Annotated in this window: 11 protein-coding genes; 3 read left to right on the top strand and 8 right to left on the bottom strand. The window is 41.1% G+C overall.

What is annotated here, in order from left to right:
• Positions 1 to 4: 4 nt before the first annotated feature.
• From ACM44_RS04950 to ACM44_RS04920, 7 genes are all read right to left on the bottom strand, one after another.
• Positions 5 to 1,855, bottom strand: a complete 1,851-nt coding sequence (locus ACM44_RS04950) for a glycoside hydrolase family 13 protein (protein ID WP_048498959.1) — start codon at positions 1,853 to 1,855, stop codon at positions 5 to 7.
• 56 nt (positions 1,856 to 1,911) lie between these two features.
• On the bottom strand, positions 1,912 to 2,340 hold the full coding sequence (locus tag ACM44_RS15570) for a hypothetical protein (RefSeq protein ID WP_241477140.1): 429 nt from the start codon (positions 2,338 to 2,340) through the stop codon (positions 1,912 to 1,914).
• A gap of 276 nt (positions 2,341 to 2,616) precedes the next feature.
• A complete protein-coding gene (locus ACM44_RS04940; RefSeq protein ID WP_048498957.1) occupies positions 2,617 to 4,773 on the bottom strand; it encodes a glycoside hydrolase family 97 protein in 2,157 nt (718 codons plus the stop codon).
• A 78-nt stretch (positions 4,774 to 4,851) separates the two neighbouring features.
• Positions 4,852 to 6,282: a SusE domain-containing protein gene (locus ACM44_RS04935; RefSeq protein ID WP_048498956.1), complete on the bottom strand. Its 1,431-nt coding sequence runs from the start codon at positions 6,280 to 6,282 to the stop codon at positions 4,852 to 4,854.
• Between the two features lie 17 nt (positions 6,283 to 6,299).
• A complete protein-coding gene (locus ACM44_RS04930; RefSeq protein WP_083993649.1) occupies positions 6,300 to 7,427 on the bottom strand; it encodes a SusE domain-containing protein in 1,128 nt (375 codons plus the stop codon).
• 11 nt (positions 7,428 to 7,438) lie between these two features.
• Entirely contained in the window at positions 7,439 to 9,100 is a 1,662-nt protein-coding gene (locus ACM44_RS04925; RefSeq protein WP_048498954.1) for a RagB/SusD family nutrient uptake outer membrane protein, read from the bottom strand.
• Between the two features lie 10 nt (positions 9,101 to 9,110).
• Entirely contained in the window at positions 9,111 to 11,849 is a 2,739-nt protein-coding gene (locus ACM44_RS04920; RefSeq protein ID WP_048498953.1) for a SusC/RagA family TonB-linked outer membrane protein, read from the bottom strand.
• A 365-nt stretch (positions 11,850 to 12,214) separates the two neighbouring features.
• On the opposite strand from ACM44_RS04920, the gene metG reads away from it, so the two are divergent.
• From metG to ACM44_RS04905, 3 genes are read left to right on the top strand one after another with little or no spacing between them, the layout of a single operon-like run.
• Positions 12,215 to 14,248: a methionine--tRNA ligase gene (gene metG, locus ACM44_RS04915; protein ID WP_048498952.1), complete on the top strand. Its 2,034-nt coding sequence runs from the start codon at positions 12,215 to 12,217 to the stop codon at positions 14,246 to 14,248.
• A 24-nt stretch (positions 14,249 to 14,272) separates the two neighbouring features.
• A complete protein-coding gene (locus ACM44_RS04910) occupies positions 14,273 to 14,776 on the top strand; it encodes a DinB family protein (protein ID WP_048498951.1) in 504 nt (167 codons plus the stop codon).
• 7 nt (positions 14,777 to 14,783) lie between these two features.
• The gene (locus ACM44_RS04905) at positions 14,784 to 15,332 is read left to right on the top strand and encodes an L-threonylcarbamoyladenylate synthase (protein ID WP_048498950.1); all 549 of its coding nucleotides are present in this window, start codon (positions 14,784 to 14,786) and stop codon (positions 15,330 to 15,332) included.
• 18 nt (positions 15,333 to 15,350) lie between these two features.
• Here ACM44_RS04905 and ACM44_RS04900 read toward each other — a convergent pair whose 3' ends face one another.
• Positions 15,351 to 15,812 (bottom strand): DUF1801 domain-containing protein, encoded by a 462-nt coding sequence (locus ACM44_RS04900; RefSeq protein ID WP_048498949.1) that lies wholly within the window; start codon positions 15,810 to 15,812, stop codon positions 15,351 to 15,353.
• Positions 15,813 to 15,936: the final 124 nt, after the last annotated feature.

The raw sequence follows: 15,936 nt of genomic DNA, 5'->3' as shown, positions 1-15,936 counted from the left end.
GAATTTATCTTAATTCCAAAATTAAGGAAGATTTTGCTCCAACAGTCAGTTTGTTTTGTAGATTTATTGAAAATTCTTTATTGGTAATCACGTCTTTCCCCGTGGAAACACCCTGAAGCATTTCCGAAAACCGGTTTAAATCAAGGGTTTGATCTTTTTCGTTGCTGTTGAGTACCACCATTACTTTTTCGGAATTATGGTACCTGAAGTAAACATAAACATTGTTTTCCGGAATGAAATGCATCATTTTTCCGTTGTGGATCACGTCTTTTCCCTTTCGCCATTTCAGAAGTTTCGAGGTAAAATCGTAGAAAGGTTTCTGTTCATCAGTTCTGGAAACAAAGGCGTTTTGGGAATCGCCTTTCCAGCCTCCCGGGAAGTCTCTGCGGATATCGGCATCGCCGCCTTTGGGTTTGCTTCCGCGCATCCCGATTTCGGTACCGTAATAAATCTGCGGGATTCCACGTGTGGTGGCAATTAACGTTAAGGCGAGCTGATAGGTTTTTGGATCTGAATTGAATATTTCATTCCATCTTTCCGTGTCATGGTTTTCGAAGAAAACGAGCATGTTTTTCAAATCGGGGTAAAGATAATCCTGCGTGAAAACATTGTATAGCCTGATCAATCCTTTGTCCCAACTATCCGTCTCGGAGAAGGCTTTTGGCATTTCGGAAAAAAGCGTAAAATCCATGACGGACGGTAGGTTGGAATTGTAATTCAGGATTTCGCCGACCTTGGAGTTTTTTTGCCAAAACGAAATATCCGCCGCGGAATACATCCATGTTTCTCCCACGATATTGAAATTGGGGTATTCGTCCGTGATGGATTTTGCCCATTTCGCCATGGCTTCTTTGTCATTGTATGGATAGGTATCCACGCGGAATCCGCCCAATTCCGCATATTCAATCCACCAGATGGCGTTCTGTGTCAAATACTTTAAAACCAAAGGATTCTTTTGGTTCATGTCGGGCATAGAAGAATCGAACCAGCCATCCAGAGCCAGTTTCCGGTCGATTGCTGAGGCATTTGGATCCATTTGCGAAGTGGTTTTGTAATTAGACCTCATAAAGCCATTTTCGCCTTGGTCAAACCAATGGATCCATGATTTTTCGGGCAAATCCCGAATCATCCAATGTGAAGCACCCCAATGATTGGTGACATAATCCATTACCAATTTCATCCCGCGCTGATTGAGTTTTTGGGAAAGTTCTCGGTATTCCTCATTCGTTCCATAGCGTTCATCGATTTTGTATAAATCAGTTTGTGCATAACCGTGATAGGTTGTCCTCGGTTCATTGTCTTCGCAAACAGGAGTGAGCCAAACCGCGGTTGCTCCAAGATCCTCAATATAGTCCAGATTATTGATTATTCCTCGCAAATCTCCGCCATGGCGACCGTTTGGATTACTTCGGTCCGATTTTTCGATGAGGTTTTTGCTGGAATCATTTGCCGGGTTTCCGTTGGCAAACCGATCGGGCATGATCAGGTACATCACATCTTTTGAAGTATAGGATTCCCGGTTTGCGGAATTGGGATTCCTAACTTTGAGTTCGTACTCATAAGAATTCACCAGTTTTTTTCCGTCCTTCAAATTGATTTTGAATTTTGAAACATTGATTTCATCTGTATTAATCGTGATGAAGACATAGTTCGGATTTTCAACTTTCTTTATGTCCTTGATCTGGACTCCGTTTGAAAGTTCAATCTGTTGATGGGCAATATTTTTTCCGTAAACCAGGATTTGGAGTTCCGGATTCTTCATTCCTTTCCACCAAAATGAAGGTTCTACTTTCTGGATCTGCGAAAAGAGCGAAACCGAGACAAATAGAGAGAGCGTGAGGATTAAATTTTTCATGTTTTATTGTTAGGAAACCTCATAGGTTTTTAAAAACCTATGAGGTTTGATTAAACCTATCGGGTTTGATTAAACTCCGAATTGAATTCTATTTTGTGAAATTCTATAAAATTTTTTTGACTATCGAAAAAGGTCATCATAAAATTACGATTTACCAATGAGAACTTTTCCAAATTCAGATAACCTGAATAAGAAGAATATTTCCAATCTTCAATTTCCTTTACAAATCCATGGTTTACAGGATTTTGATGGATGTATCTGAAGGTGTTTAACAGATAATTTTCATCTTCAATTCTTATTCTCTTAACGTAGTCTATAAACAGGGAGCCTCTTCTGCCATACATTTTATTATAAGCCTTGGCATAAGAGTTTAATAAATTACTGACCGGTTTCATCAAGAATTGATGCGTTTTTGAATCGTCAAAATTTGAATTTTCAAGATTCAAATTTTTAAAAACTTCAACTTTATCTTTAAAAGCTACCAAAAAATGGAAATGGTTGGGCATTAAACAATACGCGTAAATATCCAAGACCGGCAATAAGTAATGTTTGATTTTTTCGAGAAAAAAGATGTAGTTTCTTGGTTCCCGAAAAATAAGTTCATTTCCGCTTACGTGACTAAAAACGTGGAACAAACTTTCAAAATAGAAATGATCTAAATTCTTGTTTGCGAACATTGGCATTATTTTTTAACCGGTTTTATTGTTAGGAAACCTCATAGGTTTCTAAAAACCTATGAGGTTTGATATTAAACTCCCATTCTATTTCAAGGGCTTCACCGAAATCGCGTAGCCGCCGCTCCTCGCCAGACGAAGAGACAGTTTGCTTTTGCTGTCAACGGTTTTTTTGTAAATTTTATAAGATTGTGGATTGCGGATATAATCTGCGTCTTTTCCGTCTTCGTAAACCGTAGCTTCGTATTTTCTTCCTTTATCCAAAAACGAAAAATCTACGGTAAAATCCCGTGTCGTTTCATCGGTAATTCCGCCCACAAACCATTCGTCTTTTCCTTTTGCTTTTCTTGCGGTGTGGATATAATCTCCTGGTTCGGCAGACAGAATTTTGGTGTCGTCCCAATCCGCTGCAACATCTTTAATGAACTGGAATGCGTCCATGTGTTTTGCGTAATTTTCAGGTAGGTCTGCCGCCATTTGAAGTGGGGAATACATTACCACATAAAGTGCAAGCTGCTTTGCCAAAGTGGTTTTCACAAATCTGGTGTCTCCCGGAAAATAGTAGTCCAGTTTGGTCTGGAAAATTCCTGGGGTATAATCCATTGGTCCGCCCATGAATCTGGTAAAAGGAAGGATGGTTTGGTGGTCGGGATTGTTTCCGCCAAAAGCTTCGAATTCCGTTCCGCGGGCTGCTTCTGCCGCAATCCAGTTGGGGTAGGTCCGGCTTTGTCCCGTTGGTCGCACGCTTTCATGGGAGTTCACCATGATTTTGTAATCGTTTGCCTTTTCTGCAATTCGCGTGTAGTGGTTGATCGTCCATTGTGAATAATGGTGTTCGCCTCTCGGGATAATGTTTCCCACATATCCCGTTTTCACGGCATCATATCCATATTTGTTCATCAGTTGATATGCTTTGTCCGCCCATCTTTCGTAATTGGTTGCAGAACCTGAAGTTTCATGGTGCATCATCAGTTTGATTCCTTTTTTATGGGCATAATCATTCAGCATTTTGATGTCGAAATCCGGATAAGGTGTGATAAAATCGAAAACAAATTCTTTTGAATGCCCGAACCAATCTTCCCAACCGATATTCCATCCTTCGATCAGCAACGCGTCGAAACCGTTTGCTGAGGCAAAATCGATGTATTCTTTTACCTTGGTGTTATTGGCAGCATGTTTACCGTTTGGAGTCAGTTTGGTGAAATCTGTTTTTCCGATATGGACATTGTTTGCGGTAGAGTAGGCCCACTGCGATTTTCCGATAATCATTTCCCACCAAACGCCCATATATTTCGTTGGTTTAATGTAGGATGTGTCTGTGTAGTGGGTCGGCTCGTTCAGGTTAAAAATCATTTTGGAATCCAAAACTTCTTCTGCTTTTGTGGAGGCGATAATCGTTCGCCACGGCGAAACTGCGGGAGTTTGGATATAGCCTTTTGCACCTTGTCCATCCGGAGTCAGGTGGGTTTTGAATTTGAAATTGATGGCATCTACCTCCACATTTGCGGTGGGATAGTTGATTACCGCCGCTTCGGAAATCGTCATGTAAAATGGAGTTTTGCCTTCTGTTTTTAGGATGGTAGGGATTTGGATTCCGTTTTTAATTAAAGTTTGGGAGGCGTTTCCATCGTAAGAAGTTGGCCATTTGGCGGGGATTTCTGAGATTTTACTTTCGGTGTAAAGATATTCCTGGGAATCATAGTCTCCGGGAATCCAAAAAATCTTCATGTCATTAGGAAGATCGATTTCGGAATCTTCTTCTTTGATGATGAAGTAGTTCAGGTTTTTCTGTTCCGGGAATTCATATCTGAAACCGAGTCCATCATTAAATAGTCGAAATTTCACCACGATATGCCTCTCATTTTCAGGCTGGTTCAGGGTGACGGCCAATTCGTTGTAATGATTGATGTAGGATTTTTTTTCACCCAATACCGGGTTCCAGCTCTCATTTTTGGAGTCGAATTTTTCTGCAGTTTTTTCAAAACCGCTGTTGAGATCCTTTCCCTGCTGGTTTTTCCCTTCAATCTCGGAGGCGAACTGGATGTCGCCGTCACGCAGAAGTCTCAATCCCAATTTGGAATCTTCCACGATGGTTTTTCCGTCGTATTTCAGGTTATAAAATGGAACGCCGGACTTTAGCTGGAAGTTCATTTCAAATTTTCCGTCCGGTGATTTTAGCGATTGGGCATTGATTGCGAAACTTCCCATCAAAAGGAACAGTGACGCTATTTTTAGATTTTTCATTATCATAGATTTCGAGCATTAAATATAAAAAAACTGCTGCTGAAAAGCAACAGTTTCTTGTCTAATCATCAGCCTTCATTATTGTGGAACCACTTTGTAGGTACCCATTTTGATATTGGCTGTAATTTTATAGGTGGATCCACCACCATTATACTGTATGTTATTGTTGTCACCTTTTGGACCCAGGAATCCTGAATTTCCGCCGGTATGGATATTCGCCCATTCCTGATCACCCCAAGATTGCTGACCAATGAATTTGAACTCGGCGCCGTCTGGAATTGCGATGGTGTATTCATAAACACCGTCACCAACCTGAGTCATAGGAAGTGCGGCGCCTGCATCCCAACCATTGATTGATCCTACCAAATACAGATTGGTCGGAAGAACAGAAATGGAAGAAGGAGTAATACTGATGCTTTTGGCATTTTGATCGATCACCATCTTGTAAACTCCGGAGTCGCCAGTGAAGGTCATGTTTTCAGGAGCATTCGGTTGTAGATTTGGAGTCCAGGTGTTGAAGTATTTGTAAGCATCATTCATTCCCGGTGCATTCAAGCTATAGTTTATGGGGTTCCAGTCTTGCTGGCCAAGGAATCTGAAATCGCCATTGTTGCTCAGGTAGGTGTAAATTTCTGAAATATTTGCAGCGTTGTGCAGCAACTGAGCTCCGCCAGCATTCCAACCTACTGCTGTTCCGCCCCCTACAAGGTAAAAATCTTTGTAAGCCGGTTGATAAGGCGTTACTTTGAAAGTGACCACATCTGAAGTTTTTGTGATGACGCCACCCGGGCTTTCGGTTTTGGCAATTACATGAATGTCAACTTCAGACGAAACGCCATTTGGCAAACTGATTTTCTGTACTGCCTCATTCAACTCGAAATTAGTCATAGCCAATTGTTTCTCAGTGGCGGTACCCGCAACCACGAAATTAGTGCTTCCTTTTGGAGCGATTTCTATGGTGTAATTTACGGTTGTTCCATAATCATAGTCGGTCCAGGTCACTGTAAGTGCATTGCTGGTTGGATTTGCAGCATCTAATACCACAGACTGACCCGCAACAGGATTGGTAATCACCGGTACAGAAACCGGATATGGAGTAACTCCCACGGAAACAGTGTTTGAAACATTATTTCCATTAGCCACTCTGATAAACAACATGGTTTGCGCATAAGGTGAATAACCTGCTTGCAAAAGCGCTGTGTTTAAGCTGGCGATTGACTTGGTCAGGAAATTGGTCTGTGAAGTGCCAAAAACGATTGGCGTTTTGAAGTCGGCTGTTTTCGAGAACTGTACGGTATAAGTTCCCGTGGTGCCATTGGCATCATCCCAAACTAGTCTGAACGTGTTATTATCCATGGTTGGATAGAGCGTATTGCTGCTCAAAGTGGTATTATAGAGGTGGATCGTTTTTTCTGGCGAAGTCCAGTTTTTATCGGCATCGTCTCTACAAGCGTTCAATAAAAGCAATGGTAGAATCAATACCATTAAAATTTTAAATATATTTTTCATTTTTATATCTGCTTTAATTATTGGATTGTAAATGTTCCCATTTTCAGGTTTACAGTAACTTTATAGGAGCCTCCATTTCCATGGAAAACTATATTGGAGTTCGCATCTTTTGGTCCCACGTAGCCGGAATTGCCGGGATTGTCTTTAAGGATATTTCCCCATTCCAGTGCTGCCCAAGCTTTTTGGCCAATGAACTTGAATTCTGCATCTGCTCCCAAAGTGGTGGTTACTTCAAAAGTTCCTTCACCGGTTTTGGTCATCGTGATCGGATTTGCGGCATCCCATCCGTTGATTGAACCTACCATATAAAGATTATCATAATTGTAACCTAATGCAGATTTTGTAGCGGATAAAGATTTCTTGGTTCCGTCTGCATCGATTTCCAGTAAATAGATTCCTTCCGTATCAGTAAATTTCATGTTTTCATGATCACCGAAAACGATGTTTGGCGTCGTCTGTTTGAAATATCTATTTGGTTCGTCAGTTGCAGGAACGTCAAGACTGTAGTTTAGTGGCGACCAAGCCTGTTGACCCAAGAATCTGAAACTTTCAGGGGTCATGTAAGTGTAGATCATGGATTTGCTGTCTTTTTTGTAAAGCAGCTGTGCACTTCCGGAATTCCAACCTACTGCGGATGCCGCTCCCACAAGGTAAAATGATGGATAAGTCAACGCGTAAGGTGTAATCATCACTGATGTCAAGTTAGAAACAGAAGATAATGCATTTGAACCCAAATAAGAGGTTACCCTCAAATACATTTTACCTTCCACATCCTGTATCAAACCGATGGTTTGTGCAGCGGTGTTCATTTGTGAAACGGTGTAAGTTGCAGTTCTAACGGATTGTGCTACAGTACCCAAAGTATATGGATTTGCAAAGTCCTGAGTAGCAGAAGCTTCAATTCGATAATTCATTTCTACGGGTACAGTATATCCAGCTTGCGACCATGTGATATTGAGCGCAGGATTGTCTGGGTAGTTTTGATCAAGAAAAATATGTTCTGCCGACAAATTCATCGTGATCGGTGCGGCGGTATTGTCCACTTGTATCAACTCCCGGTTGTCACATGAAGCTAAACCAAGGAAAATCAGAAAAGCAAAAATCGCTTTTAAAATATGATTGTTTTTCATTGTAGTATTATTCATAATTAGTGAAATTAGTAACCAGGATTTTGTACCAAGTTTGGATTAGCTACAAGGTCTTTTGCCGGGATTGGATAAAGATTTCTGTAATCTTCCACAGCTTGTCCACCTTTCACTCCGCCTTTCCAAGGCCACAAATAAGAAGCTGTGGTGAATTTGCCATAACGGATCAGGTCAGTTCTTCTGGTCATTTCCCAGCCAAGTTCTCTTCCTCTTTCATCCAGGATGAAATTCAGGTTCATGGAGGTGATTGGGTTTGCTTTAGCTCTCGCTCTCAAAGCGTTCACATAACCAAGAGCTGTACCTGCGTCACCGCCACCGCCTCTTAAATTAGCTTCCGCATACATCAAATAGATATCTGCCAAACGGAACAGGGGAATATCTGAGTCCACAAAGTTACCGGAACCATGAGTTGGTCCGTCTGAACCTTCTTGGCCATTGCTGGTCATGTTTTTATATTTGATAAAAGCGTAGCCATTCGAGAAATTTCCTAAGTCGTCGATTTCCAATGTTTGTTTGTCTGTATAGAAATTTCCGCGCATGTCATTGGTGCCTGCACCTCCGAAAAGTCCAACATAAGCCTTGGTAGTCCTCAAACCGGACCATCCACCGTTTATCCCAAATTCTGCGGCAGGCATGGTTCCACCCACTGCAGCGTGTACCATGTAGGTGCTTCCGCCATAAGTCTGAGCTTTGATTCCGTCAAAGACAATTGGGAAGATGACTTCAGTGTTGTTTTTGTCATTATCTGCCAAGAATAAACTTTGGTAGCTGATATCTTTGCTGATGGTTTCTCCGGGGTTGTTTGGGTCTGGAACCTGAATCACTTTGTGTTGCAGTGCATAACCCGCATTGATCACTTTGTTGCAGTATTCGATTACTTTTGCATATTGTGTAGTACCGGTATAAACTCCAGCGTTAAGATAAAGTCTTGCCAATACTGACCAAGCTGCAGCTTTATCGGCTCTTCCGTATCCGGCTGCTTTTGGATCTTTCAGGTCAGTTGCACAAGCAAGAAGTTCGGATTCTACATATTTGTAAAGATCCGCTCTTGAAATCCGTGGTGGAGCTTGGGTGGAACCGATCGGCATATTGTCCTCTGTCGGGAAAGGTACGTTTCCGAACATGTCCATGGCATAATAATAGGAAAGCGCTCTCAAGAATCTTGCTTCCGTCCTCATATATTTTGCCTGTACCAGATTGTCGCCGGTGATATTGTATTGAGCCAACTTCGCATCGGTGGTATTTCTGATGAAATCGTTGCAAAATGCAATCTCTGTAAAGACTCTATAATAAAATGCGCCAATGAATTCATTGGAGGAATCCCAGTTCATTTTGTGGATGGTTTGCAAAGTACCATCGTTCCAGGCAATTACCGCTTCGTCGGTCGGCAGAACCTGTAGCGTGAACAGCTGTCTGGTATATTGGGAGAAGTTACCGTCGATACCATTGATATCTGGGTTTCCACCACCACCATCTTGTCCACCATGGGCAAAACCTCCATATAATTTAGCCAAAGCATTGGGATAGTTTGCAAAATTCGAATAAATCGTTTCCGACGTCACACTCACGGTAGGGGTCTGTTCCAGATCCTTCATGCAAGATGTCGCAGAGAATAGCACTGCAAGAGATGCTGTGGCTAAAATTGTTTTAAATTTTGTTTTATATGATTTCATTTCTTCTCAATTAAAAATTAAAGTTAAGTCCTAATGAATACACTCTCGGCATTTGGTAGTAACCGTTGTCAATGTTGCCGAATACTTCCGGATCAACACCGGTATATTTTGTAATTACAAAGACATTCTGTGCCATTCCGTAAACTCTTAAACTAGAACCAGGTGCGAAGATATCACGGAAATTGTAACCAAGATTCACATTGTCCAGTCTTAAGAATGATGCGTTTTCTACGAAGAGGTCTGAGAAATATCTCGGAATTGAGAAATTGTTATTGACAGCCGTATTATAAACGTTTTGGAGATACTCATTGGTAGAACCAGATTGAAGCGAGCTGTTAGAAGCTGCGTTGTTGTAAACATAATTACCGATTACAGCTCTTGCGCTTAATCCTGCATCCCAGTTTCTATAGGTGAATTTGGTGTTGAAACCTAAAATTACATCCGGTTGGGTTGATTTGTAGAAATACTTGTCAGCCTCTGTGATTTTTCCGTCTCCGTTTCTATCCACGAAAACGCCATCCAGTGGTTTTCCGTCTGGTCCATAAACCTGCTGATAAACATAGAACGAATAAGGTTGGTTTCCAACCACGTGTGCCTGGATAGTATTTCCCACCCCTCCGGAAATTCCACCTTGAGGAATAAAGAAGCTTGAATCTGCACGATCTACCAGATTGGTTACTTTCGAGTTATAATGGGTTGCATTGAATGACAATTCCCAACTGGTGTTCTCTGTTTTTATAGGAACCACAGTGATGGATCCTTCAATCCCTTTGGATTCCATGGTTCCTGCATTCAGAACATTGTGGTTAGAAACATCACCTGCAAAAATTGGCGAATCTACCAAAAGTTTTTCTGCTTTTTTCTGGAACAGGTCAATGCTGCCGAAAATCCTGTTTTTCGCAAAACCAAAATCCAAACCTACGTTTTCTGTGGTAGTGGTTTCCCAAGTTAAGTTCGGGTTGAAAATATCTGGACGGTACATTTGGTAGAATTGATCTCCCAGATAGTACTGAGCACCGCCGTTGCTTAAGCTGTAAGAAGAAAAAGCTGGATAATCACCGACATTTGTTAATTCCTGGTTACCGGTTTTTCCCCAACCTGCTCTCAGTTTCAGGGTGTTAATTCCTTTTCCTTTCAGGAAGCTCTCTTCATTGATTTTCCAGGCTACAGAAACTCCAGGAAATGTTCCCCAAAGGTGCGAAGTGTCAACTCCATTCCAGAATCTGGAAGAACCGTCTCTCCTTACCGATGCAGAAATAATGTATCTGTTGGCAATGGTAAAAATTCCTCTACCGTAAAATGAAATCAAAACATTTCGAACATCTGTATTATTGCCGGTTTCCGGATCAATTTTTCCGGTTCCTTTGTAGGTTGGTTCGAATGGTTCAAACCTGTGGAAATTCTGATAAGCGTAACCTCCTACCAAATCTACGTTCGTATTGATGGCTTCAATCGTTTTGGTGTAGCTTAGGTAAGTTTCCAAAAGCTTGTTTTTCTTTTCCTGCTCGTAGCTTCTGTATCTGCCTTTATCTGCAAATGCGGTTTTGTATAAACCACTTTCTGTTTTTGCACCATATCCTTTAGCGTAATCGTATCCGGCGTTCACATTAAGGTGCATATCCGGCAGAAAATGGAATTTGTAGTCCAATTGGATATTTCCCAATCCTCTTAAAACGGAGGAAACATCTCTGGTTGCAGCTAATTGCGCCAATGGGTTTGCATTAGCATTCACGTTTAGATTTCCATTAAGCAGCCATTCATAGTAACCTCCATAATTTGAGTTTCCTGAATAAACCGGCTGTGTAGGGTCAAAATAAGTAGCACTTCCAATCACTCCACCGGCAGCAAACTGGTTGTCGGTAAAAGTTCCCTTAGCATTAACCGTTACGGATAAATGGTTGTCGAAAAATTTGGGTGTCAAATTCAAACCTGCGGAAGTTCTTCGGAAAGAGTTGGTTTTTACAATACCGTTTTGCTCATTATAACCCAAAGACAATCTGTATGGCAATCCTTTAATTCCTCCGGTGAAAGCAATATTGTTATCAGTTCCCCACGCTGCCTGATAAATAAGGTCCTGCCAATTGGTATCGGCGGTTCCTAATTTTGCTTTGTAGGCATCAGATGCGTTTTTATTGATAAAGGTCCGGAATTCATCGGCTGACAAAACCGGAGTGTTCTTCATTTTTGTGGAAACCGAAGCCAATGTTGAAAAATTCACTTTGAATTTACCTGCCGAACCTCTCTTGGTAGTCACTAAAATCACCCCGTTCGATGCTCTGTTACCATAAATGGCGGTTGCAGAAGCGTCTTTTAAGATGTCGAAGGTTTCAATATCATTCGGGTTGATCAAGGAAAGCGGATCTGCCGCTCCCGAAATTCCGTTGAAATCCTGAGGTACCCCATCAATGACGATTAATGGCGACTGAGATGCGCTCAAAGTGCCAATTCCCCGGATTCTGATAGAAGAACCGGCGCCTGGAGCACCGCTATTGCCAGTAATTGAAACACCCGGCGTTTTTCCCTGGATCAACTGTGCAGGCGATGTAGCACCGCCATTGAAATCTTTGGCAGAAATAGAGGAAATAGATCCGGTAAGGTCTGTTTTCTTCTGTTTACCATAACCAATCAGTACAACCTCTTCAATTTTGGTTTCCTTTCTAATTGAATCAGTTTGCTGTGCATTTAGCATCATTGTTCCAGCCAATAAAAAAGCCGGAGCAATTTTCAAAACTGTAGTATAGTTTCCCACAAAAATAAAATTTAAGGATTAATATTCAATACATAACTACTTCAATGGTAGAAGCACTGCAATTTAATCAATTTTTCAATCATTACTAAATTTTTCAGAAAAATGTTAATTAATTACAAAATTTATTCTATCTTTTTGCACTTAATTTTTATAATAAATTGATTGGCAGACTATTAAAATTCCAATTTCTCAAAAGGAGGCAATATTATTTTAACAAAAAGTTAAACAGGCGTTTAGCAAAAACCAATCTTTAGATTGAAATTTAATTATTTTCTCAAATTGAACAATTAACATTTCTTTAATCATTAGTTAATTTTTAATTCAAATCCATAAAACTTATCTTTGCAGAAATTAAGACAAAAAAGATGTCAGAAAGAAAAATGATTACCGCCGCGTTGCCTTATGCAAACGGACCAGTACATATAGGGCACTTAGCTGGGGTTTATATTCCGGCAGATGTGTACGCTAGATTTCAAAGAAGACTTGGAAAAGATGTCGCATTCATCTGCGGTTCAGATGAGCACGGGATCCCAATCACCATACGTGCGAAAAAAGAAGGCGTGACACCGCAAGATATCGTGGACAAATACCATGAAATCATCAAAAAATCATTCAACGATTTAGGGATTTCTTTTGACGAGTATTCCAGAACAACTTCCAGAAAACATTACGAAGTAAGCCAGGATTTCTTTACCAATCTTTATGATAAGGGAAAATTCACCGAAGATGTTTCTGAGCAATATTTTGACGAACAGGCGGGAGAATTCCTTGCCGACCGATACATCGTGGGAACTTGTCCAAATTGCGGTTACGAAAATGCTTACGGCGATCAGTGCGAGAAATGTGGAGCTACACTCTCTCCTTCGGAGCTGATCAATCCACACTCCATGTTGAGCGGAAATGTTCCGATTCTGAAAGAAACCAAAAACTGGTATCTCCCATTAAATGACTATGAAGATTTTCTAAACGATTGGATCATCGAAGGCCACAAAGATGACTGGAAACCCAATGTTTACGGGCAGGTAAAATCATGGCTCACTGATGGCTTGAAACCAAGAGCAATGACCCGAGATCTCAATTGGGGCGTTCCTGTTCCGCTGCCCGGAGCTGAAGGAAAAGTGCTTTACGTGTGGTTCGATGCGCCGATTGGCTATATTTCCTTCACCCAGGAATGGGCTGAGAAAAATGGAAAAAATTGGAAAGATTATTGGCAAAATGAAAATACCGATCTGGTGCACTTCATAGGAAAAGACAATATCGTTTTCCACTGCATTATTTTCCCCGCAATGATGAAGGCGCATGGAGACTACATCATGCCAAAAAACGTTCCCGCTTTTGAGTTCCTGAATCTGGAGAACGACAAAATCTCCACCTCCAGAAATTGGGCGGTTTGGGCGCATGAATATGTGGAAGAATTCCCGGGACAGCAGGATGTTTTGCGCTATGCGTTGCTTTCGACGGCTCCGGAAACCAAGGACAATAACTTCACGTGGAAAGATTTTCAGACCAAAAACAATTCGGAGTTGGTAGGAATATTCGGGAACTTCATCAACCGGGTTGCGGTCTTGATCCATAAATATTATGATGGAGTAGTTCCCGCAGGAAACGAAAACGCCGAAGAACTGAGGGAAGTTTCAAAACATGCAAGAGAAATCAAGACTTTCCTGGAAAATTTCGAATTTAGAAATGCTTTATCTTCATTAATGAATTTGGCGAGGTTCGGAAACCAGTTCCTTCAGTCAGAAGAACCTTGGAAAACTATTAAAGATAATCCGGAAAAAGCAGCAAATTCTTTGTTCATTGCCGCACAAATTGCAGTAGGTCTGGCTCAAATTTCAGAGCCGTTCCTGCCATTTTCTTCCGGGAAACTTTTGAAAATGTTTAATGTTGACCAACAGAACTGGCAAGAAATTGAAAACGAAAAAATCCTCATCAAAACCGGACACCAAATTAATCCGGCGGAACTGCTGTTCTCTAAAATTGAAGATGAAACCATAGATTTTCAAATCCAAAAATTAGAAAACACCAAACAGTCCAACGCCAAAACCAATCCAAACGCAGCACCTATGAAAGACGAAATCCAATTTGACGATTTTACCAAAATCGACCTACGAACTGCAACTATTTTAGAGGCAGAAAAAGTGGAAAAAGCCGACAAACTTTTGAAATTAAAAGTAGATACCGGAGTTGACGTGAGAACAGTGGTTTCTGGTATTGCTGAAAGTTTCACACCCGAAGAACTGATCGGAAAACAGGTGATGATTCTGCTTAATCTGGCTCCAAGGAAAATCCGAGGAATCGAATCCCAGGGAATGTTGCTGCTTACTACAAAACCTGACGGGAAACTCGCTTTCGTAACTCCTGATGAAAAAGTGGAGAACGGAATTGAAATCGGTTAAATCAGTTAAAATCATAATCACGACATGAAACAGACTACGGAATTTCAAAAATACATCCAAAGATATGTCGAACTGATTCCTTCTGAAAATTGGCTGGAATCGATGAGGATTTCGGGTGAAAAAACCCTCGAATTATTTCGGGGTCTTTCGGAAGAAAAATCAAATTTTGCATATGCCGAAGGGAAGTGGACCTTGAAGGAACTGCTTCAGCACCTGATCGATGCAGAAAGGATATTCGCGTATCGTGCATTGACTTTTGCCAGAAAGGACCGCACCGAACTCGCCGGTTGGGATGAAGAAGAATATGCGAAGAATTATTTTTCAAATGAAAGAAGTCTTCAAAGTCTGACTGATGAGTTTGATGCAGTGCGGAAATCCTCAATCCTTTTGTTTGCGCATCTGAATCCGGAACAATTATCTCAAACAGGAATTGCAAACGGGAATGAAATTTCGGTAGAAACGATCGGGAAATTGATTGTGGGGCACCATCTGCACCATCTGAACGTGATTAGGGAGCGATATTTGTAAAATCATTATGGAAAACCTCATCCAAACCTTAAAATCCGGCGGAACCATTCTCTATCCAACCGATACCATTTGGGGAATCGGCTGTGATGCGACGAATGTGGAAGCCATCCAAAAAATTTTCGAAATCAAAAAAAGGGAAAAATCAAAGTCCTTCATCATTTTGGTGGAATCCGAAAAAAGACTGCAGGATTTGGTTGATGTCCCGGAAATGGCTTGGGAAATCATGGATTTGTCAGAAAAACCCGTGACTTTAATTTATGACAATCCGCGCGGATTACCAAAAGAACTGCTTGCTGAAGATGGCAGTATCGGGATTCGCCTGACCAAGAACGATTTTCTGAAAAAGCTGATTTCAAAACTCAACAAACCTTTGGTTTCCACTTCTGCGAATTTCAGCGGTGAGAAATCGCCCATGAAATTTTCTGATATTTCGAAAGAAATCGTAAACGCTGTTGACTTTGTGGTAGAAGAAAACCTGGATAAGGTTTCTGAATTTTCCGGTTCGTCTATTATCAGAGTCTGGAGCGATGGACGGATCAAGGTGATTCGCGAATAATTCTGAAGGATTTTTACATTATTTGTTCCGGTTCAGCATCTTTTCGTAGATTTCGATCCAGTCTTTCGGCGACATTTTTTTACACAATTCGGCGATCAGCTCAAACGGAATTTCATCTGGTTTTTTGAATCTGATGCAGGATTTTCCCATGTCCAGTTTTCGTTTGGAATGTTTTGGGTATTCTTCCACAAACCAGTTCAGCAAATCTGTGTTTCCATAGATTCCCATGTGGTACAGTGCGAAGAAGTTTTTCTGCGAAGCCAGGTTGATGAACGGCAGCGGAGTTCCAGGCGAACAGTGGTATCCTGCCGGAAAAGTATTCAGCGGAACACACCATCCAATCATTCCGTAGCTGATTTGGGTTTCGAATCCTTGCGGCAAGTTTTCTGAAATGGTATCAAAAAGTTTTTTGAAGGACGCTTTTCTTTCTTCGGGGACTTTCGAGAGATAGTCTTCTACGGATTCTGCGGGAATTTGCATCGGTTTTTATTTTTCTTTAAAACAAAACTATGAATTTTGATCGACTTTAAGAAAGTGTTTTTAGATCTTCTTACTTAATAGGAATTGGAGCAAAGATTCGTCTGTCGCGGCGGTAGCTTTGATT

It is taken from the genome of Chryseobacterium koreense CCUG 49689, assembly GCF_001045435.1.
Lineage (GTDB): Bacteria > Bacteroidota > Bacteroidia > Flavobacteriales > Weeksellaceae > Kaistella > Kaistella koreensis.
Note: the sequence above shows the minus strand (reverse complement) of the source record. Positions and strands in the feature narration are given on the sequence as shown.